This window comes from Pseudomonas sp. GW704-F2, assembly GCF_059423025.1.
In genome coordinates this window covers 19,125-38,616 of the sequence record NZ_JBWKXO010000046.1, presented here as the reverse complement: position 1 = coordinate 38,616, position 19,492 = coordinate 19,125, and the positions used below count along the sequence as shown (strand labels likewise).

The window sequence follows — 19,492 nt, the reverse complement described above, 5'->3', positions numbered from 1 at the left end:
CCCCCCCCCCCCCCCCCCCCCCCCCCCCGCCGCGCTTGTCATAGCGCACGCTGGCGATGTTATGCCGGGCCAGCACCCAGGCCAGGCGCTTGAGGCTGTCGTTGCGCGCGCCGTCGGCACTGTTGCCGTTGCGGTCGGTCGGACCGGAGCCGGCAATGATCAGCACCACCGGCACCGGTTTGTCGGACTGCGGCAGCAGCAGCGAGCCGAACAGCTCGCCGCTGCCGGTGTCGAGGCTGATGGGCCGTTGCAACACCACGGAGGACGCGGCATGGGCTACGGCAGTGAACAGGGTGAGGGTAAACAGCAAAACTCGAAGCATCATCGGGCCATTATTCAGGAGGTGCCGGTTCGACCAACGTCTACCGGTAAGGTTTCGAGGATGAACTAGTCGGTTGGCCCGCGTATACTGGTGCGCTTGGTTATCACCGCTGAGTGATTACAACTGATTTCACGGAGCGCCCTGCATGTCCGGCAATACCTTCGGCAAGCTGTTCACTGTCACCACCGCGGGCGAAAGCCATGGCCCGGCGTTGGTCGCCATTGTCGACGGCTGCCCGCCCGGCCTCGAGCTGTCCCTGGAAGACCTGCAACGTGACCTCGACCGCCGCAAGCCCGGCACCAGCCGCCACACCACCCAGCGCCAGGAACCCGATGAAGTCGAGATCCTCTCCGGTGTGTTCGAAGGCCGCACCACCGGCTGCGCCATCGGCCTGTTGATCCGCAACACCGACCAGAAGTCCAAGGACTACTCGGCGATCAAGGACCTGTTCCGCCCGGCCCACGCCGACTACACCTACCACCACAAATACGGCGAGCGCGACTACCGTGGCGGCGGCCGCAGCTCGGCCCGCGAAACTGCGATGCGCGTGGCTGCCGGTGCCATCGCCAAGAAATACCTGGCGACCCAGGGTATTGTCGTCCGTGGCTACATGAGCCAGCTGGGCCCGATCGAAATCCCGTTCAAGACCTGGGACAGCGTCGACGACAACGCCTTTTTCAGCCCGGACCCGGACAAAGTGCCGGAGCTGGAAGCCTATATGGACCAGTTGCGCCGCGACCAGGATTCGGTCGGGGCGAAAATCACCGTGGTCGCCGAGGGCGTGAAACCGGGTCTCGGCGAGCCGATCTTCGACCGTCTGGACGCTGAGCTGGCCCACGCGCTGATGAGCATCAACGCCGTTAAAGGCGTGGAAATCGGCGCCGGGTTCGCCTGCGTGTCCCAGCGCGGCACCGAGCACCGCGACGAACTGACCCCGCAGGGTTTCCTCAGCAACAATGCAGGCGGCATCCTCGGCGGTATTTCCTCCGGCCAGCCGATCGTTGCGCACCTGGCGCTCAAGGCCACGTCGAGCATCACCACCCCGGGCCGTTCGATCGATGTACACGGCAACCCGGTGGACGTGATCACCAAGGGCCGTCACGACCCGTGCGTCGGCATCCGCGCCACGCCGATCGCCGAAGCGATGATGGCGATCGTGTTGATGGACCACCTGCTGCGCAACCGTGGGCAAAACGCCGATGTGCGCGTGAGTACTCCGGTACTGGGCCAGTTGTGACGGTGTGTGGCGCGCGAGCTTGCTCGCGCCTTGCCGCAAAGCGGCCTCTTGCATGACTCCAGCACTTCCGTACTGGCGACTCTCCAGCTTCTACCTCTTCTACTTCGCCCTGCTGGGGGCCACGGCGCCGTTCCTGGCGCTGTACTTCGATCACCTGGGGTTCTCCAGCGCGCGTATCGGCGAGCTGGTGGCCATCCCCATGCTGATGCGCTGCGTGGCTCCCAATCTGTGGGGCTGGCTGGGCGACTATACCGGCCGGCGCCTGGCCATCGTGCGTGTGGGCGCACTGTGTACGCTGGTGAGTTTTGCGTTGATTTTCGTCAGCAAGACCTATGCCTGGCTGGCCCTGGTCATGGCCCTGCATGCGTTTTTCTGGCATGCGGTGCTGCCGCAGTTTGAAGTGATCACCCTGGCCCATCTGCATAAGCAGACCTCGCGCTATAGCCAGATCCGCCTGTGGGGTTCCATCGGCTTCATCCTCACGGTGGTGATCATGGGCCGCCTGTTCGACTGGCTGAGCCTGGATATCTACCCGGTGGTGGTCGTGGTGATCATGGCCGGGATCATCGGTGCCAGCCTGTGGGTGCCGAATGCGCAGCCGGCGAACCACGGCCCCCGCCTGGCCGGCGAGGGCTTCCTCAAGCAGTTGCGCAGCCCCGGTGTCCTGGCGTTTTACGCCTGCGTGGCGTTGATGCAAATGAGCCATGGCCCGTATTACACCTTTCTCACCCTGCACCTGGAACACTTGGGCTACAGCCGTGGCGTGATCGGCATGCTGTGGGCCCTTGGGGTGGTGGCGGAAGTGTTGATGTTCCTGGGCATGAGCCGCATCCTCACGCGTTTCTCGGTGCGCCGGGTGCTGCTGGCGAGCTTCCTGTTGGCGGCGCTGCGCTGGTTGTTGCTGGGCGCGTTCGCGGAATTTTTCTGGGTGCTGCTGCTGGCGCAGGTGATGCACGCGGCGACCTTCGGCAGTTTTCATGCGGCGGCGATTGCCTTTGTGCAGCGCAGCTTCGGCGCCCGCCAGCAAGGTCAGGGCCAGGCGTTATACGCGGCCTTGGCCGGCACCGGCGGCGCGCTTGGCGCGCTGTACGCCGGTTACAGCTGGAACCTGTTGGGGCCGGCCCTGACCTTCAGTATCGCCAGCGTCGCGGCCCTAGCCGCCGCCCTTATCATCGGTTTTCGATTGCACGAGCAGAACCAAGGAACCGTCCTATGAGTTATGTAGCCGTTTACCACGTCGCCACACCGGATACACCGAACAAAGTCCTGACCCACTTCGACGATATCGCGTCGACCCTGGCCGAGCATGGCGTGCGATTCGAGCGCTGGCAGCCCGCCGTTATTGAAAAAGGCGCAGACGACGCCACCATGATCGCAGCGTATCAGCCACGGATCGACGCCCTCGGCTACGCCTGCGTCGAGGTGCTGCATGCCCCCGGCGACCCTGCGCAGAAGGCGGCATTGCGCGATCAGTTCCTTGCCGAGCGGCGTTACAGCGAAGATGAAGCGCGCTTTTTCATCGCCGGCCAAGGCCTGTTTGCCTTGCACATTGGTGACTATGTGTACGGCGTGCGCTGTGAGAAAAATGACCTGCTGCTGATCCCGGCCGGCATGCCCCATTGGTTCGATATGGGCGAGCACCCACATTTTGTGACGCTGCGCCTGTCCCATGCGGCAGGCGGCGGGGTGCCTGAATTCAGCGGGGACGATATCGCCGCTGGTTTCCCTGGGTTGGATGACTAGGCTTAATCGACTTGAATCTTCAACCCCGACGAGTTGGAAGTTGTTGTGGGAAGAAGCTTATTTATCTGTAAGGCCTGGCTGTTTATCGCCGGCCTTACGCTTTGACGCGCTCCATTATGTAACTCTCTCCGGTCTTAATGTTTGTATCGCCTGTCAATAGGAGGAATCCGAAAGGCGATAAGCATCAGCCAACAATAAGGAGAGAAAGCGATGAGTGATCCAGAGGCGTCAGGTGCGCCGTTGAGCGTGCCCACCGATGTCAGAAAACGCTTGGCCCTGTCCGGCAAGCCCCTGACTCCGACCGAATTGGAGATCTTGCGCTGGGCCTCCGAAGGCAAGACCATCTGGGAAATCAGCCGGATTCGTGAAACGTCCCAAGCCGCGGTGAAATTCCACCTGCGTAACATCTATGGCAAGTTGCAAGTCAGTAATCGTGTACAAGCGATGAATGAAGCCGCCCGATTGGGCCTGTCCTGAACCCATGAAAAAGGGCCGCGACGCTGGATGGCGTCGCGGCCCTTTTTTGTGTGTCTTAGGCCGAATGGTAAGTCGGCAGGGCAAAGCGGTTCTGGCTCTGCAGCATGGAAATCTGCGGCAGTTCGCTGGCTTGTTCGGCCAGGTCGCGGCGAATGGCACTGATCACCCAGGTAAGTTGATCGGCTGTGTGCAGTTGCTGGTAGGAGATCGAGCGCTTGACCTGCTTGCCTTCGCTGTTGCGCAGGGTCAGCAGGATACCGCCGTCCGGGCGTGGCTGAGTGGTGACGTCGTATTGGGAGAATACTGAGGCGAATTTATCTTGGATCAGGCTCATGTCTATCAGCTCCGTTGGCTCAAGTTGGCAAGCATGGAGTGATAGGTGCAGTGATTGTGCCATCTCACGATTTTATATAAAGTCTTTTAAAATCAATAACTTGTAAAAAGTAAGGATTTTTGATTTCGTGCAAATTGCATGAATGGCCATCATGCATCCTGCATTTTGCGCTACTCGATCCGGCCGGGCGGGCGCCTCGTCACTGATAGGGACTGCCGATGTGTCGCAAAATTCCCTGTGGGGCGGTTGCGGCTTCGGGATACAAAACATTTCAAATCCCGCGTGTACAGCCGAAGAACGGCTGGCGTATTTTCCCCTGAGCATTTGGCTTCCTGCCTACAAAAAATGCCGGAGTTTCTGGCCCCGACGAAGAATAAGAAAAAGGACGTTCCTCCATGCGCCATCCGCAAAACGACATGATTACCTGGAGCATGCTGCTGCGTAAGGTGCCCGCCATCGTCCGCGCCTTGCCACGGGTGGTCCGCGGCATGCGTGCCGCGAATGTCACCGACCCCGCGCAACCCTGTGGCCTGGGCTGGCATTTTGAGCAAGCCACTCTGCGCAACCCTGACGGTGCGGCGTTGTTGTACGGCGACAGCGTGCTCAGTTACCGCGATGCCAACCAGCGTGCGAACCGCATCGCCCACCACCTGCAGAGCCAGGGCATCCGCAAAGGCGATGTGGTGGCGCTGTTTATTGAAAATCGCCCCGAATTGCTGCTCAACGTGCTGGCCGTGGCCAAGCTGGGCGGCATCTGCGCCATGCTCAATACCTCGCAAACCCAGGCGGCGCTGGTACACAGCCTGAATCTGGTCAACCCGGTGGCGATTGTGGTGGGAGCGGAGTTGGTGGAGGCCTACACAGCGGTGCGCGATCAAGTGGTGATCGCGGCCGATCGCACCTGGTTTGTCGCGGATCAACCCAGCAGCGCGGTGCCTGCCGGCTATGTCGACCTGATGGCGGCCAGCGCCGAGTGCGCGCTGGACAACCCGGCCAGTTCCCGGCAGATCTTTTTCAACGACCCGTGCTTCTATATCTACACCTCCGGCACCACGGGCTTGCCCAAGGCCGGCATCATGAAACATGGCCGCTGGACCAAAACCGCGGTCAGCTTCGCCAGCATCGCCCTCGACATGGGCCCCGCCGACGTCATGTATTGCACCTTGCCGCTGTACCACGCCACCGGCCTTTGCGTGTGCTGGGGCTCGGCGATCGTCGGCGCGTCGGGGTTCGCGATTCGCCGCAAATTCAGCGCCAGCCAGTTCTGGGGCGATGTGCGCAAGTTCAACGCGACCACCCTGGGTTATGTCGGTGAGCTGTGCCGTTACCTGCTCGACCAGCCGGCCAGCGCCCAGGACCGTGACAACCGGGTGATCAAGATGGTCGGCAATGGCCTGCGGCCCGGTGTGTGGGCGCAGTTCAAGCAACGCTTTGGCGTCGAGCATATCTGTGAGCTGTATGCCGCGAGTGACGGCAATATCGGCTTCACCAATGTGTTGAATTTCGACAACACCATCGGCTTCTGCCTGCAGCGCTGGGCGCTGGTGGACTACGCCCACGACAGCGGTGAGCCGCTGCGTGGCGCCGATGGTTTCATGCGCAAGGTGCAAACGGGCGGGGAGGGCCTGTTGCTGGCGAGGATCGACGAAAAGGCCCCGTTCGACGGTTACACCGACCCGGAAAAGAACCGCAAGGTGGTGCTGACCGACGTGTTCGAAAAGGGCGACCGCTACTTCAATACCGGCGATCTGCTGCGCAGCATCGGTTTCGGCCATGCGCAATTTGTCGATCGCCTGGGTGACACCTATCGCTGGAAAGGCGAAAACGTTTCCACCACCGAGGTCGAGAACATCCTGCTGCAACACCCGCAGATCGCCGAAGTGGTGGCCTACGGTGTCGAGATCGAAAACACCAATGGCCGCGCCGGCATGGTCGCCATCACCCCCAGCGAATCCCTGGCCGCCCTGGATATGCGCGAGTTGCTGCAGTTCGCTCATGGCCAGTTGCCGCACTATGCGGTGCCGCTGTTCCTGCGGATCAAGATGAAGATGGAGACAACGGGCACGTTCAAATACCAGAAAGTGCGGCTCAAGGAAGAAGCGTTCGACCCGGCCAAGGCCGGCAACGACCCGGTCTACGCCTGGCTGCCCGGTTCGGATTGCTATGTGCCGGTCACCGGGCAATTGTTGGCGCAGATCCAGGGCGGACAGTTCCGCTATTGATTCTGCCTATGGTGGCTGTTGACAAAAAAACCATGACAGTGGGGAACTCCCTCGCGACACTGGGCGCCTACTCTTCAGTACCCGAAGCCGTACCAGACAAGGAGCCCCCACATGTCAGACCATGCCAAACAAATGACCGAAGACGAAGCCGCCGAATTTGCCGAGCAGGTCTTCGACGTCGCGCGCAGAGGCGATGCCGCCTTGCTTGCCGCGCTGCTGGCCAAGGGCTTGCCAGCCAACCTGCGTAACCACAATGGCGACACCTTGCTGATGCTGGCCGCTTACCACGGCCACGCCGACGCGGTCAGAGTGCTGCTGGAGTTCAAGGCCGACCCACAGATCGCCAACGACAAGCATCAACTGCCGATCGCCGGCGCGGCGTTCAAGGGCAACTTGCCCGTGGTCAAGGCGCTGATCGAAGGCGGCGCGCCGGTTGACGCGTCGTCCTCCGACGGCCGCACGGCATTGATGATGGCCGCGATGTTCAACCGCGTCGAAATGGTCGACTACCTGCTCAGCCAGGGCGCCAACCCCAAGACTGCCGACGCCCAGGGCGCCACGGCATTGGCCGCGGCACAGACCATGGGCGCGGTGGATACGGCGGCGCAGTTGCAGAAACTGGTGTAGGCTACGCGCCCTCGAAAACCCGCCCGCCACAGGACCCCTTCATGAAAAACGCCCTCGTCGAACTCATCCGTAAAATCAGCGCCGGCGTCATGGGCGACGACGAGGTGGCGCGCATCGCCGAGGAAGCGGCGCAGGCCTACGCCGACCCGGTGGCCTTTCTGGCGGCGAACCCGGACATCAACTACGACGATACTTTCCCGATTCCGCTGGGCGAGTGGGTGGTGGTCGGCAGCCTGCCGGACACGGTGCTGTTCCAGGCCGACACCTATGGCGACTTGTTTGCGCAGATCGTTGCCTCGTTCGGCCCCGGCGTGGCGTTCAACCTCAAGCCCAAGCAACTGGCCAAGACCGAAGCCCTCACCGCGCTCAATCGCATCCAGATCCAGATGAGTGCGCTCAGCCCGCAAGACGGTGGTTATGTGTTGCTGAACTTCAGCCAGCCGCTGGATGACGAGATCCAGGCCGTGCTGGTGTTCGGCAACGACCTGCCGCGCGTGCTGGAACTGTGCGCCGAAGTCGGCATCCACGGCGAACCGTCCCTGGAAGCCCTGCGGGTCGCGGTCCACGTCTGAAATAAAACGGAACCCCGGCCAGGGCTGGCTATCCTACAAGGGCATGCCCTCACTTAGGAGCGACACCATGGGTTCCACTTTCAACGGTCTGGTCGGGCTGATCATCCTCGCGCTGGATATCTGGGCGATCATCAATGTGTTCAAAAGCGGCGCGAGCACCGGTGCCAAGGTGTTGTGGATTCTGTTGATCCTGCTCCTGCCGGTCCTGGGCCTGATCATCTGGGCGATTGCCGGGCCGCGGGGCAACGTGCGGTTCTGAGCGCCAGCTTCACTCAAGCTGAAGCGGGCACGGAAAATGTGGGAGGGGGCTTGCCCCCGATAGCGGTGTATCAGTCGTTACAACAGTGACTGAACCACCGCTATCGGGGGCAAGCCCCCTCCCACAATGGTTTCAGCAAATGCCTTGATATTGTGTGTCGAAATATTCGCTGTACGAAATTTTCACATCTCATCCAAGACAATTCGCCGGCTTTATCTCCCTGCAACGGCTCTATCTCAAGCACCGCCAGTTGCAGGTTTGCGGCACGCGTTCAGTAATTAATGGCGTTGCCGGCAGTGATCGGGCACCATTTGCGCCATCGCGTTTACCGCCTACCCCAGCCAGCCTGGGCGAGGGCCGGACGCCACTGCACTCTTTTTCGCAACTTAAACCTCCAATGGGTCCTGAAACGACATGGCAAACCCGGACGCCCTGAATCAGCAGCGAGCTTCTAATCGCCTGCTGCAACCGACCGTCAAATCCCATCTGGCATACACGCTGCTTTGTGCACTGGTCATGATGGTGATGTTCTCCCTGCTGCGCCTGGCGCTGCTGGCCTACAACCGCGAGATGATCCTCGACACACCGGCCTCGACCTTCCTGGAAGCGTTCGCCAACGGCCTGCGCCTGGACATTCGCCTGGTGGTGTACCTGACGATCCCCTTGCTGCTGTCACTGTTCAGCGTGCGGGCCATGGCCGCGCGGGGGTTCTTCCGTTTCTGGCTGACCCTTGCCTCCAGCATCGCGCTGTTCCTGGGCCTGATGGAGATGGACTTCTACCGCGAATTCCACCAGCGCCTCAACGGCCTGGTCTTCCAGTACGTGAAGGAAGACCCGAAAACCGTGATGAGCATGCTCTGGTACGGTTTCCCGGTGGTGCGCTACCTGCTCGCCTGGGCCGTCGGCACGCTGATCCTCAGCGTGGCCTTCAAGGGCGCCGACCGGGCGACGCGCCCACGCGGCCCGTTCAGCGGCGGCAGTATCGGCACCCGCCAGGTGGCGCCGTGGTATTCGCGCATCGCGGTGTTTGTGGTGTGCCTGCTGGTCGCCGTGGTCGCCGCTCGCGGCACCCTGCGCCAGGGCCCGCCGCTGCGTTGGGGTGACGTCTACACCACCGACTCGAACTTCGCCAACCAATTGGGCCTCAATGGCACGTTGTCGTTGATCGCCGCGGCCAAGTCGCGCTTCTCCGAAGAACGCACCAACATCTGGAAGGCTACCCTGGAACAACCACTGGCCACCCAGACCGTGCGCGACATGCTGGTGTTGCCGCAAGAGAAGCTGGTGGATACCGACACCGCCGCCGTGCGCCGTGATTTCACGCCACCGGCCGAGAAAACCCTGCCGATCAAGAACGTCGTGGTGATCCTGATGGAGAGCTTCGCCGGTCACTCGGTGGGCGCCCTGGGGCGTCCGGGCAATATCACGCCGTACTTCGACAAACTGTCCAAGGAAGGCCTGCTGTTCGACCGCTTCTTCTCCAACGGCACCCACACCCACCAGGGTATGTTTGCCACCATGGCATGCTTCCCGAACCTGCCGGGTTTCGAATACCTGATGCAGACCCCGGAAGGCAGCCACAAGCTGTCGGGCCTGCCGCAGCTGCTCAGTGCGCGCAAGTTTGACGACGTGTATGTCTACAACGGCGACTTCGCCTGGGACAACCAGTCGGGTTTCTTCAGCAACCAGGGCATGACCAACTTCATCGGCCGCAACGACTTTGTCGACCCGGTGTTCTCCGACCCAACCTGGGGCGTGTCCGACCAGGACATGTTCAACCGTGGCCTGGAAGAACTGAAAGCGCGTGAAGGCGGCAAGCCGTTCTACGCCCTGCTGCAAACCCTGTCCAACCACACGCCGTATGCCTTGCCGACCCCGTTGCCGGTGGAGAAAGTCACCGACCGTGGCAGCCTCAACGAGCATTTGACGGCGATGCGCTACTCCGACTGGGCTCTCGGCCAGTTCTTTGAAAAGGCCCGCAAGGAGCCGTACTTCAAGGAAACCCTGTTTGTGATCGTGGGCGACCACGGTTTCGGCAACGAGCAGCAGATCACCGAGATGGACCTGGGCCGCTTCAACGTGCCGATGCTGATGATTGCTCCGGGCATGCAAGAGAAGTTCGGCGTGCGTGACCACACCGTGGGCACCCAGATCGACATCGTGCCGACCATCATGGGCCGTCTGGGTGGCGACACCCTGCACCAGTGCTGGGGGCGTGACCTGCTCAACCTGCCGGAAGGCGACAAGGGTTTCGGCGTGATCAAGCCTTCGGGCAGCGATCAGACCGTGGCGCTGGTCACCGGCGACCGCGTGCTGGTATTGCCTAAGGAAATGCCACCGAAGCTGTGGGAATACGAACTGGGCGCCGAGCCGACCGGTAAAGTGATCGCGGAATCGCCGGACGAGGCAGGGCTGAAACAGAAGCTCGAATCGTTCCTGCAGACCGCGACCAAAAGTTTGCTGGATAACACCGCCGGTGTTGTCGATGGCAAGCCGGACTGATTGACCGGCAATAAAAAAGAGGCCTTCATGAAGGCCTCTTTTTTTGTCCGGCGTTTATATCTTGCCGAGTAACAACAGCACCAGCAGCACCACCAGGACTACGCCGAGAATACCCGACGGACCATAACCCCAGCTACGGGAGTGTGGAAACACTGGCAAACCGCCGACCAGCAGGAGAATCAGGATGATGATTAAAATGAGGCTCATAATTGTATTTCCTTATAGGCCTTCTGCAAGGACCGGTTGTTTAAAGTTAGGCCCGTGGGTTTAATCGCGGACGCCTTAATAACTCCGACTGTGCCGCTTCGCAGAAAATTCCGTGTTTTTTTAAAGCATTTCGAAGACCTGCTTATTTCTTTAAATGCATCGCTGAATGCCTGCGCTTAGTTGAAAAAGATTGAACTTAGGGCGTGCCGTGGTATCCGACCCGGCCCGTGGTTTGCTCGGGGCATTCATCAATTGGATGGTGCGTGGGTGTAGGAAAAACCTTCGCTACACTGCCGATCACTTCTTCTGTGAACCACAAGGCTATTTTCCTATGCAAAATCGCATGATGATCACTGGTGCCGGGTCCGGCCTGGGTCGCGAAATCGCGCTGCGCTGGGCCCGCGAGGGTTGGCAGTTGGCCTTGTCGGATGTCAGCGAGCCAGGCTTGCAAGAGACTCTCAGGTTGGTGCGCGAGGCGGGTGGCGATGGCTTTGTCCAGCGCTGCGATGTGCGCGACTACAGCCAGCTCACCGCCTTTGCCCAGGCCTGCGAGGTCAAGCTGGGCGGGATCGATGTGATCGTCAACAATGCCGGCGTGGCCTCCGGCGGGTTCTTCGCCGAACTGTCGCTGGAAGACTGGGACTGGCAGATCGCAATCAACCTGATGGGCGTGGTCAAGGGCTGCAAGGCCTTTCTGCCGCTGCTGGAAAAGAGCAAGGGCCGCATCATCAACATCGCCTCGATGGCGGCGCTGATGCAAGGGCCGGCGATGAGCAACTACAACGTGGCCAAGGCGGGCGTGGTGGCGTTGTCGGAGAGCCTGCTGGTGGAACTCAAACAACAGGAAATCGGGGTTCACGTGGTGTGCCCGTCGTTCTTCCAGACCAACCTGTTGGACTCGTTCCGTGGGCCGACCCCGGCGATGAAGGCGCAGGTGGGCAAGCTGCTGGAAAGCTCGCCGATCTCGGCGGCGGATATCGCCGATTACATCTATCAGCGGGTGGCCGAGGGCGAGTTCATGATCCTGCCCCACGAACAAGGGCGGATGGCTTGGGCGTTGAAGCAGAAAAACCCGCAGTTGCTGTATGACGAAATGACCGTGATGGCCGACAAAATGCGCGCCAAGGCCCAGGCGATTAAAGGCTGAGTGGGGCACTGTCGTAAATCTCGGAGCGGGGCTCGGCGCAAAAAATCATGTGGTCTGTCAGGCAAGTTACCTACCGTTGTAGGTGGTGCCTGATTTGACCGCAAGCCGTTGCTGAGCATCACCCAAGCGCGCAAGGTCGGGGTCCTGTCACTCGAAAAGGACAACCGCCATGCTGGTCTTAAGCCGCACCGTAGGCGAAATCATTTCCATCGGCGATGACATCGCCTTGCACATCCTCGAACTCAACGGTTCCCAGGTGAAGTTCGGGGTTCAAGCCCCGGCCGAGGTGTCGGTCCACCGCGCCGAGGTGTACCAGAAGATCGTCGAGCGCCAGGACACCGCCAGCCATCCGCTGCCCAATCCCTGAACTGCACCTTCAGTCGAACAGGTGCTTGGGCACGTCGTGCTTGAGCATCAACTGGCATTGCTCGCTATCGGGGTCGAAGACGATCAATGCCTGGCCCTTGGTCAGTGCCTGGCGCACGCGCAGTACGCGGGTTTCCAGGGGCGTGTCGTCGCCATTGTCGGTGCCGTCGCGGGTCACGAAGTCTTCGATGAGGCGGGTCAGGGTGTCGACTTCAAGTGCGTCGTAGGGAATCAGCATACAAGCCTCTGGGGTTAAGTCCCGGCGATGCTACTGCGCCGGGACCGTTGTTGCCAGTGTCAGGACTTCTGGCCGACCAGGCTGTCCACCGACGGCACGCGGGTATCGCTCTCCATCTGGGTCTCGTGCTCGATCTGATGACTGAACCGATCCAGTGACCCTTGCGCTGGTTGCGCGTCGCTGGCGAACACCGGCGGGCTGAGAATGTAAGCGCTCAACAACCGGCTGAGGGCCGCGAGGCTGTCGATGTGGGTGCGCTCGTAGCCGTGGGTCGCATCGCACCCGAACGCCAGTAGGGCGGTGCGGATGTCGTGACCGGCGGTGACCGCCGAGTGTGCGTCGCTGAAGTAATAACGAAACAGATCGCGGCGCACCGGCAGGTCGTTATCCGCCGCCAGGCGCAGCAGGTGGCGCGACAGGTGATAGTCATACGGCCCGCCGGAATCCTGCATCGCCACACTGACCGCGTGTTCGCTGGAGTGCTGGCCGGGGGCGACCGGGGCGATGTCGATGCCGACGAACTCACTGACGTCCCAGGGCAGGGCGGCGGCCGCGCCACTGCCGGTTTCCTCGGTGATGGTGAACAGCGGGTGACAGTCGATCAGCAAGGGGGCGCCGCTGTCGATGATCGCCTTGAGGGCGGCGAGCAGCGCGGCGACGCCGGCTTTGTCGTCGAGGTGACGCGCGCTGATATGCCCGCTCTCGGTGAACTCGGGCAGCGGGTCGAACGCCACATAGTCACCGATGCCGATCCCCAGGGAATCGCAATCGGCGCGGGTGGCGCAGTACGCGTCCAGGCGCAGTTCGACATGGTCCCAGCTCACCGGCATTTCATCCACGGCGGTGTTGAACGCATGCCCGGAGGCCATCAGCGGCAACACGCTGCCACGGATCACGCCGTTGTCGGTGAACAGGCTGACGCGGCTGCCCTCGGCGAAGCGGCTCGACCAGCAGCCCACCGGAGCGAGGGTCAGGCGACCGTTGTCCTTGATCGCGCGCACGGCGGCGCCGATGGTGTCCAGGTGCGCCGACACTGCGCGGTCGGGGCTGTTTTTCTGGCCCTTGAGGGTGGCGCGGATGGTGCCGCGGCGCGTCATTTCAAAGGGGATGCCCAGTTCTTCCAGGCGTTCGGCGACGTAGCGCACGATGGTGTCGGTAAACCCGGTCGGGCTGGGAATGGCGAGCATTTCCAGCAGCACTTTTTGCAGGTAGTTGAGGTCCGGTTCGGGAATGGTTCGGGTCATGGAAACTCCTGATGGGTTGAGGGCATCGATGGTTTCGATGAGGGTGGAGCGGCGCCGGCCCAGGCAATACTTCGTTCAGGCGCTGGGCTGACTGTGCGGAAACAACAAATCGACAAACCGTTCTGCCGTTGGCTGCGGTTCATGATTGGCCAGCCCGGCCCGTTCGTTGGCTTCGATAAACACGTACTCCGGTTGATCGGCGGCCGACACCATCAGGTCGAGGCCGACCATCGGGATGTCGAGGGCACGCGCGGCGCGCACGGCGGCGTCGACCAGCGTCGGATGGAGGATGCCGGTGACGTCTTCCAGGCAGCCGCCGGTGTGCAGGTTGGCGGTGCGGCGCACGGCCAATTGCGCGCCACGGGGCAGGATGCTGGAGTAGTCATGACCGGCCGCGTGCAGGGTGCGTTCGGTTTCGGCGTCCAGCGGGATTTTGCTTTCGCCGTCGGTGGCGGCCTGGCGCCGGCGGCTTTGCGCCTCGATCAGGGCGCGGATCGAATGCTGGCCGTCGCCGACCACTTCGGCCGGGCGGCGGATCGCCGCGGCGACCACCTCGAAGCCGATCACCAGGATGCGCAGGTCCAGGCCTTCGTGGAAGCTTTCGAGCAAGACCCGGCTGTCGAACTGACGCGCTGCTTCAATCGCCTGTTGCACCTCTTCGATGGTCTGCAGGTCCACCGCCACGCCCTGGCCCTGTTCACCATCCAGCGGTTTGACCACGATGCGCTGGTGTTGGTCGAGGAACTCCAGGTTGTCGTCGGCGCTGCCCGCCCGTTGTTGCGCCGGCAGTTTCAACCCGGCGCCCTTGAGCACCTTGTGGGTCAGGCTTTTGTCCTGGCACAGGGTCATGCTGATGGCGCTGGTCAGGTCGCTCAACGATTCACGGCAGCGCACGCGGCGCCCGCCATGGCTGAGGGTGAACAGGCCGGCATCGGCGTCGTCTACCTGCACGTCGATGCCGCGGCGATGGGCTTCTTCGACGATGATCCGCGCGTAGGGGTTGAACCCCGCCTGCGGGCCCGGGCCGAGGAACAGTGGCTGGTTGATGCCGTTCTTGCGCTTGATCGCAAAGGTGGTCAAGGCACGAAAGCCGAGCTTGGCGTAGAGGCTCTTGGCCTGGCGGTTGTCGTGCAGCACCGACAGGTCCAGGTAGCTCAGGCCACGGCTCATGAAGTGTTCCACCAGGTGGCGCACCAGCACTTCGCCGACGCCTGGGCGCGTGCAGTGCGGGTCGACCGCCAGGCACCACAGGCTGCAACCGTGTTCCGGGTCGTGGAAGGCTTTCTGATGGTTGAGGCCCATCACGCTGCCGATCACCGCGCCGCTGTGTTCGTCCTCGGCCAGCCAATACACCGGGCCGCCCGCGTGGCGGGGCGTCAGGCGCTCAGCGTCGACCGGCAGCATGCCGCGCCCCTGGTAGAGCTGGTTGACCGCCTGCCAATCGGCCGCGGTCTGGACGCGGCGAATACGGAAGCCACGAAACACGCGGGTCGACGGACGATAGTCAGAGAACCACAGGCGCAAGGTGTCGGACGGGTCGAGGAACAGTTGCTGCGGATCGATCCCGAGGATCTGCTGGGGCGCCGCCACGTACAGTGCGATGTCGCGCTCGCCGGCCTGCTCGTTGAGCAGTTCCTCGGCCAGGCTGGCCGGGTCGGGAAACGTGTGGCCGATCAACAACCGGCCCCAGCCGCAATGCACCGCGATCGGCTCGGCGGCCAGTGGGCTGCCGTCTTCGGCCAGGCGCGCTTGCAGGCGCTCGTAGGTCGGCGCCTGGCCTTTGAGCAAGCGTTGGCTGTAAGCCGCTGCGAGAGGTTTCATCGATCAGATTCCTTGTTCGCTGAGCCATAGGTTCAGCGCCGCCAGTTGCCACAGCTTGGAGCCGCGCAGCGGGGTGAGTTGACCATGTGGGTCGGTGAGCAAGCGGTCGAGCATGGCCGGATTGAACAGGCCGCGGTCCTGGCTCGGGTCCAGCAGCAACTCGCGGACCCAGTTCAGGGTATCGCCTTGCAAATGCTTGAGGCCGGGCACCGGGAAGTAACCTTTCTTGCGGTCGATGACTTCACTCGGGATGACCCGACGCGCCGCCTCTTTGAGGACCTGCTTGCCGCCATCGGGCAATTTGAATTTGCCCGGTACGCGGGCCGACAGTTCCACCAGGCGGTAGTCGAGAAACGGTGTACGTGCTTCCAGGCCCCAGGCCATGGTCATGTTGTCGACGCGCTTGACCGGGTCGTCGACCAGCATCACCGTGCTGTCCAGGCGCAGCGCCTTGTCCACGGCGGCATCGGCGCCCGGCATTGCGAAATGCTCGCGCACGAAGTCGCCGGCGGCGTCATTGGCGGTCAGCCATTTCGGCGCGACGGTGGCTGCGTAGTCGTCATGGCTGCGGTCGAAAAACGCCTCGCGGTACGCCGCATACGGGTCGCTGGCGCCGTCCACTTGCGGGTACCAGTGGTAACCGGCGAACAGTTCATCGGCGCCCTGGCCGCTCTGCACCACTTTGCAGTGCTTGGCCACTTCCCGCGAGAGCAGGTAAAAGGCGATGCAGTCGTGGCTGACCATCGGCTCGCTCATGGCGCGGAACGCGGCCGGCAATTGCTCGATGATCTCGCCCTCGGCGATGCGCAGTTGGTGGTGACGGGTGCCGTAGTGCTTGGCGATCAGGTCCGAGTACTGGAACTCGTCGCCGCGTTCGCCACCGGCGTCTTCAAAGCCGATGGAGAAGGTCGACAGGTCCTCCACACCGACCTCGCGCAGCAAGCCGACGAGCAGGCTCGAATCGACACCGCCGGACAGCAGCACGCCGACATCCACCGCGGCGCGTTGGCGGATCGCCACGGCTGCGCGGGTGCTGTCGAGTACGCGCTCGGTCCAGTCTTCGAGGGTCAGGTGCTGCTCATCTTCACGCGGGCCGTAAGGCAGGGTCCACCAGGTTTTCTGCTCGGTGTTGCCGTGGGCGTCGATACGCATCCAGCTGGCTGGAGGCAGTTTTTCGATGCCGGCCAGCAGCGTGCGCGGCGCGGGCACCACGGCGTGGAAGTTCAGGTAGTGGTTGAGCGCCACCGGATCGAGCACCGGGTTGATATCGCCGCCCTTGAGCAGGGCCGGCAATGTCGAGGCAAAGCGCAGGCGCTGGCCGGTGCGCGACAGGTACAAAGGCTTCACGCCGAGACGGTCACGGGCGATGAACAGACGCTGGGCATCGCGCTCCCAGATCGCAAACGCAAACATGCCGTTGAGCTTGGGCAGCAGAGCTTCGCCCCAGGCGTGATAGCCCTTGAGCAGCACTTCGGTGTCGCCGCCGGAATAGAAGGCGTAGCCCAGGGCTTCGAGCTCCTGGCGCAGTTCCGGGAAGTTATAGATCGCGCCGTTGAAGGCCAGCGACAACCCCAGCTGTGCATCGACCATCGGTTGGGCAGAGCCGTCCGACAGGTCCATGATTTTCAGGCGTCGATGGCCCAGGGCAATCGGCCCCTGGGCATGGAAGCCCCAGGCGTCGGGGCCGCGTGGGGCCAAGTGATGGGTGATGCGCTCAATCGCAGCCAGGTCGGCAGGTTGGGCATCGAAACGTAGTTCTCCAGCTAATCCGCACATAAATTCCTTACCGGTTTTTCCGTTGGGGAGGGGTCAATACTCAATACGCCCAAAAGGCGCGTACCCAGAAACTGACACACGGCTATCAGTGGAGTTTTAGATCAATCTGTTATAAGGCAAACCGCCTTGACTGTTCGGACGTGAGCCTGCGCCGCGTGTGGCGGCGGATTTGCGGGTGGTAAATAGGCTTGGTGAATATACAAGTTTTGCGCGGTTTGCCGTTGTGGACCGGCTGTTTGAAGAGGGCCAACAGTGTGTCGCTCGGACGCTTGACCGCGCCGTTGCTATGACCCGCCGGTGCCGCGAATCAACGCGCGCACGGCGAATCGATTGGGGTGGCAGGCGTCGGCCACGCTTCTGGGCAGCGGCAGGGGTTCATCGTCCAGCCAGGCCGCCAGCAGTTCGGCGCACAGCGGCGCGGTCACCAGGCCGCGTGAGCCGTGGCCGCTGTTGATGTACACGCCGTCGAGCCACGGGCACTCGGCTTCGGGGGGCTGACGGGCGTCCTTGCGCAGCGCGGCGTAGGCCTGGTCGAAGAGGGCGCGATCGGCCAGCGGCCCGATAATCGGCAGGTAGTCCGGGCTGGTGCAGCGGAACCCGGCGCGCCCTTCGAGCTGATCGGCGGCCAGTGTGTCGGCGTTCAAGCGGTGGGCCAGGTCGACGGAGATTTCCTGCAGCATCTCCAGATTGCCGACATGCTCGGCGACTGTCGGCGTCAGGTCGTCACTCTTGAAGTCGAAGCTGGCGCCCAGGGTGTGCTCGCCGAGACGCGCCGGAGCTACGTAGCCCTCGGCACAGACCACGGTGGCCAGCGCCTGGCTGTCTGGGGTTTGCGCCAGGCGGGTGATTTGCCCGCGAATGCGCTTGAGGGGCAGCTCGGCGCTGAACGGGAACCGCTTGATCTCGGCCGCGCCGGCCAGTACCACCACCGTGGCGCTGGCCAGCAGGGTGTCGCCGGCCAGGGCTTGCCATTGCCCGTCGACCCGTTGCAGCTCAAGCGCCTCGTGATGCGTCAGCACGTTGATCAACGGGTGCCGGGCTTGCCATTCGCATAAGGCCGGCGGGTGTACCCAGCCACCTTCGGGGAAAAACAGCCCGCCGTGTTCCAGCGCCACGCCGGCGTGCGCTTGAGCCTGGGCCTGGTCCAACGGCTGCAGCAGACCGGGCGCAAACGCCGCGGCCAGCTGTGCCTGGCGCTCGGCTTCCTTGGCGTTGAACGCCAGTTGCAACACGCCGCAACCGTCCCAGTCGACGCCCCGGTGCAGGTGTTCGAGCAGGCGCCGGGTGTGGCCGAACCCGCTCAAAATCAATTGCGAAAGGGCGGTGCCGTGGGCCGACAGCTTGAGGTACAGCACCCCTTGCGGGTTACCCGAGGCTTCCTCGGCCAGGTGGGCATGGCGTTCCAGCAGGCTGACGTTCCAGCCGCGCGCGGCGAGGCTGGCCGCCGTGGTGCAGCCGGCCAGGCCGCCGCCGATCACCAGGGCGCTGCGTTCGCCGTGCAGCGGCGCCGGGCGGGCGAACCACGGTTTACCTGCGGCAGGCAACGGCGTCTCGGCCGGCCAGCCGAGGAATTCACCGCGCAGGATTTCCCATTTATGCCCGATGCCCGGCGTGCGCTTCATCTTGAACCCGGCGGCATTGATCAGGCGTCGTACCCAGCCGGTGCTGGTGAAGGTGCTGATGGTCGACCCCGGGGCCGCCAGGCGCGCCAGTTCGGCAAACAGCTCGGCGGTCCACATGTCGGGGTTCTTCGCCGGGGCGAAACCGTCGAGAAACCACGCGTCGATTTGCGCATCCAACTGCGGCAACTGCTCCAGCGCGTCGCCGATCAGCAGGGTCAAGGTCACGCGGCCGTTATCCAGCACCAGGCGCTGGAAGCCTGGGTGGATGGCGATGTACTGCGCCAGCAATTGCGCGGCGAACGGCTGCAGTTCCGGCCAGAGGAGTAGGGCGCGTTGCAGGTCGGCGTGGCTCAGCGGGTATTTTTCCACGCTGACAAAATGCAGGCGCGCGCCGGCCACCGCGTGTTGTTCGAACAACTGCCAGGCGCAGAGAAAATTCAGCCCGGTGCCGAACCCGGTTTCGCCGATCACCAGGCGCCCGCCCGCCGGCAAGGCGGCAAACCGTGCCTGCAAACGGTTCTGTTCGAGGAACACATAGCGCGTTTCTTCAAGGCCCGACTGGTCGGAAAAGTACACATCGTCGAAGACCCGCGAATGCGGGCGACCTTGGTCATCCCAGTCGAGCTGGGCGTGGGTTACAGGGTTCATGGGCGACTCGGCAAAGGCAAGGTGGCCATTCTAGCCGATCAACCGGCAATGAATTGACCCACGGCAAGCGCACGTGGAATTTCCTCCCGCGTGTTGCTGCTCAATCCGCTAGTCTTGAGCGATCTTGA

General features: G+C 62.7%; 18 protein-coding genes and 1 pseudogene. 11 read left to right on the top strand and 8 right to left on the bottom strand.

Annotation, left to right across the window (positions count from 1 at the left end):
* Nucleotides 1–325 (bottom strand): annotated as a pseudogene (locus AC07W0_RS26705) (alpha/beta hydrolase); the annotation flags it as partial.
* A gap of 142 nt (nt 326–467) precedes the next feature.
* Between AC07W0_RS26705 and aroC the strand changes: the two are divergent.
* From aroC to AC07W0_RS26685, 4 genes are all read left to right on the top strand, one after another.
* Complete coding sequence (gene aroC / locus AC07W0_RS26700; protein WP_046382572.1) at nt 468–1,559, top strand: chorismate synthase; 1,092 nt, start codon at nt 468–470, stop codon at nt 1,557–1,559.
* Nucleotides 1,560–1,611: 52 nt separating this feature from the next.
* Nucleotides 1,612–2,775 carry an MFS transporter gene (locus AC07W0_RS26695; RefSeq protein ID WP_017845847.1) on the top strand — a complete coding sequence of 388 codons (1,164 nt, stop codon included), beginning with the start codon at nt 1,612–1,614 and terminating at the stop codon, nt 2,773–2,775.
* Nucleotides 2,772–3,302 carry an acireductone dioxygenase gene (locus AC07W0_RS26690; RefSeq protein ID WP_017845848.1) on the top strand — a complete coding sequence of 177 codons (531 nt, stop codon included), beginning with the start codon at nt 2,772–2,774 and terminating at the stop codon, nt 3,300–3,302. Before AC07W0_RS26695 ends, AC07W0_RS26690 begins: the two co-directional genes overlap by 4 nt.
* A gap of 210 nt (nt 3,303–3,512) precedes the next feature.
* A complete protein-coding gene (locus AC07W0_RS26685) occupies nt 3,513–3,779 on the top strand; it encodes a response regulator transcription factor (protein ID WP_017845849.1) in 267 nt (88 codons plus the stop codon).
* A 55-nt stretch (nt 3,780–3,834) separates the two neighbouring features.
* Here the strand turns inward: AC07W0_RS26685 and AC07W0_RS26680 are convergent, their stop codons facing one another.
* Nucleotides 3,835–4,113, bottom strand: coding sequence for a DUF3509 domain-containing protein (locus tag AC07W0_RS26680; protein ID WP_016970113.1), 279 nt, complete (start codon nt 4,111–4,113; stop codon nt 3,835–3,837).
* Nucleotides 4,114–4,508: 395 nt separating this feature from the next.
* Here AC07W0_RS26680 and AC07W0_RS26675 point away from each other — a divergent pair, with 395 nt between their 5' ends.
* From AC07W0_RS26675 to AC07W0_RS26655, 5 genes are all read left to right on the top strand, one after another.
* On the top strand, nt 4,509–6,335 hold the full coding sequence (locus AC07W0_RS26675) for a long-chain-acyl-CoA synthetase (RefSeq protein ID WP_102618587.1): 1,827 nt from the start codon (nt 4,509–4,511) through the stop codon (nt 6,333–6,335).
* 111 nt (nt 6,336–6,446) lie between these two features.
* Nucleotides 6,447–6,962, top strand: coding sequence for an ankyrin repeat domain-containing protein (locus AC07W0_RS26670; RefSeq protein WP_102618588.1), 516 nt, complete (start codon nt 6,447–6,449; stop codon nt 6,960–6,962).
* A gap of 41 nt (nt 6,963–7,003) precedes the next feature.
* Nucleotides 7,004–7,534: a hypothetical protein gene (locus AC07W0_RS26665; protein ID WP_046483965.1), complete on the top strand. Its 531-nt coding sequence runs from the start codon at nt 7,004–7,006 to the stop codon at nt 7,532–7,534.
* Nucleotides 7,535–7,601: 67 nt separating this feature from the next.
* Nucleotides 7,602–7,793: a PLDc N-terminal domain-containing protein gene (locus AC07W0_RS26660; protein WP_010567448.1), complete on the top strand. Its 192-nt coding sequence runs from the start codon at nt 7,602–7,604 to the stop codon at nt 7,791–7,793.
* 414 nt (nt 7,794–8,207) lie between these two features.
* Nucleotides 8,208–10,295, top strand: a complete 2,088-nt coding sequence (locus AC07W0_RS26655) for an LTA synthase family protein (RefSeq protein ID WP_046382577.1) — start codon at nt 8,208–8,210, stop codon at nt 10,293–10,295.
* Between the two features lie 54 nt (nt 10,296–10,349).
* Here the strand turns inward: AC07W0_RS26655 and AC07W0_RS26650 are convergent, their stop codons facing one another.
* Nucleotides 10,350–10,502, bottom strand: a complete 153-nt coding sequence (locus AC07W0_RS26650) for a DUF3309 family protein (RefSeq protein ID WP_010208879.1) — start codon at nt 10,500–10,502, stop codon at nt 10,350–10,352.
* 331 nt (nt 10,503–10,833) lie between these two features.
* Between AC07W0_RS26650 and AC07W0_RS26645 the strand changes: the two genes are divergently transcribed.
* Nucleotides 10,834–11,649: an SDR family oxidoreductase gene (locus AC07W0_RS26645; protein ID WP_046382578.1), complete on the top strand. Its 816-nt coding sequence runs from the start codon at nt 10,834–10,836 to the stop codon at nt 11,647–11,649.
* Nucleotides 11,650–11,818: 169 nt separating this feature from the next.
* A complete protein-coding gene (csrA, locus tag AC07W0_RS26640; protein WP_017845857.1) occupies nt 11,819–12,016 on the top strand; it encodes a carbon storage regulator CsrA in 198 nt (65 codons plus the stop codon).
* Nucleotides 12,017–12,025: 9 nt separating this feature from the next.
* On the opposite strand, the gene AC07W0_RS26635 is transcribed toward csrA, so the two are convergent.
* The 5 genes from AC07W0_RS26635 to mnmC all read right to left on the bottom strand — a co-directional run bounded on the left by AC07W0_RS26635 (nt 12,026) and on the right by mnmC (nt 19,364).
* Entirely contained in the window at nt 12,026–12,253 is a 228-nt protein-coding gene (locus tag AC07W0_RS26635; protein ID WP_003236706.1) for a YheU family protein, read from the bottom strand.
* A gap of 59 nt (nt 12,254–12,312) precedes the next feature.
* Nucleotides 12,313–13,497, bottom strand: coding sequence for an osmoprotectant NAGGN system M42 family peptidase (locus AC07W0_RS26630; RefSeq protein ID WP_102618589.1), 1,185 nt, complete (start codon nt 13,495–13,497; stop codon nt 12,313–12,315).
* A 75-nt stretch (nt 13,498–13,572) separates the two neighbouring features.
* On the bottom strand, nt 13,573–15,318 hold the full coding sequence (gene ngg, locus AC07W0_RS26625; RefSeq protein ID WP_102618590.1) for an N-acetylglutaminylglutamine synthetase: 1,746 nt from the start codon (nt 15,316–15,318) through the stop codon (nt 13,573–13,575).
* Nucleotides 15,319–15,321: 3 nt separating this feature from the next.
* Complete coding sequence (locus AC07W0_RS26620; RefSeq protein WP_017845860.1) at nt 15,322–17,094, bottom strand: N-acetylglutaminylglutamine amidotransferase; 1,773 nt, start codon at nt 17,092–17,094, stop codon at nt 15,322–15,324.
* Nucleotides 17,095–17,378: 284 nt separating this feature from the next.
* Nucleotides 17,379–19,364, bottom strand: coding sequence for a bifunctional tRNA (5-methylaminomethyl-2-thiouridine)(34)-methyltransferase MnmC2/FAD-dependent 5-carboxymethylaminomethyl-2-thiouridine(34) oxidoreductase MnmC1 (gene mnmC, locus AC07W0_RS26615; RefSeq protein WP_102618591.1), 1,986 nt, complete (start codon nt 19,362–19,364; stop codon nt 17,379–17,381).
* Between the last annotated feature and the right edge of the window lie 128 nt (nt 19,365–19,492).

Coding starts and splice junctions, on each gene's coding strand:
- AC07W0_RS26660 (WP_010567448.1), top strand. CDS start 7,602: ATGGGTTCCACTTTCAACGGTCTGGTCGGGCTGATCATCCTCGCGCTG.
- ngg (WP_102618590.1), bottom strand. CDS start 15,318: ATGAAACCTCTCGCAGCGGCTTACAGCCAACGCTTGCTCAAAGGCCAG.
- mnmC (WP_102618591.1), bottom strand. CDS start 19,364: ATGAACCCTGTAACCCACGCCCAGCTCGACTGGGATGACCAAGGTCGC.
- csrA (WP_017845857.1), top strand. CDS start 11,819: ATGCTGGTCTTAAGCCGCACCGTAGGCGAAATCATTTCCATCGGCGAT.
- AC07W0_RS26665 (WP_046483965.1), top strand. CDS start 7,004: ATGAAAAACGCCCTCGTCGAACTCATCCGTAAAATCAGCGCCGGCGTC.
- AC07W0_RS26685 (WP_017845849.1), top strand. CDS start 3,513: ATGAGTGATCCAGAGGCGTCAGGTGCGCCGTTGAGCGTGCCCACCGAT.
- aroC (WP_046382572.1), top strand. CDS start 468: ATGTCCGGCAATACCTTCGGCAAGCTGTTCACTGTCACCACCGCGGGC.
- AC07W0_RS26695 (WP_017845847.1), top strand. CDS start 1,612: ATGACTCCAGCACTTCCGTACTGGCGACTCTCCAGCTTCTACCTCTTC.
- AC07W0_RS26650 (WP_010208879.1), bottom strand. CDS start 10,502: ATGAGCCTCATTTTAATCATCATCCTGATTCTCCTGCTGGTCGGCGGT.
- AC07W0_RS26690 (WP_017845848.1), top strand. CDS start 2,772: ATGAGTTATGTAGCCGTTTACCACGTCGCCACACCGGATACACCGAAC.
- AC07W0_RS26630 (WP_102618589.1), bottom strand. CDS start 13,497: ATGACCCGAACCATTCCCGAACCGGACCTCAACTACCTGCAAAAAGTG.
- AC07W0_RS26675 (WP_102618587.1), top strand. CDS start 4,509: ATGCGCCATCCGCAAAACGACATGATTACCTGGAGCATGCTGCTGCGT.
- AC07W0_RS26670 (WP_102618588.1), top strand. CDS start 6,447: ATGTCAGACCATGCCAAACAAATGACCGAAGACGAAGCCGCCGAATTT.
- AC07W0_RS26635 (WP_003236706.1), bottom strand. CDS start 12,253: ATGCTGATTCCCTACGACGCACTTGAAGTCGACACCCTGACCCGCCTC.
- AC07W0_RS26620 (WP_017845860.1), bottom strand. CDS start 17,094: ATGTGCGGATTAGCTGGAGAACTACGTTTCGATGCCCAACCTGCCGAC.
- AC07W0_RS26680 (WP_016970113.1), bottom strand. CDS start 4,113: ATGAGCCTGATCCAAGATAAATTCGCCTCAGTATTCTCCCAATACGAC.
- AC07W0_RS26655 (WP_046382577.1), top strand. CDS start 8,208: ATGGCAAACCCGGACGCCCTGAATCAGCAGCGAGCTTCTAATCGCCTG.
- AC07W0_RS26645 (WP_046382578.1), top strand. CDS start 10,834: ATGCAAAATCGCATGATGATCACTGGTGCCGGGTCCGGCCTGGGTCGC.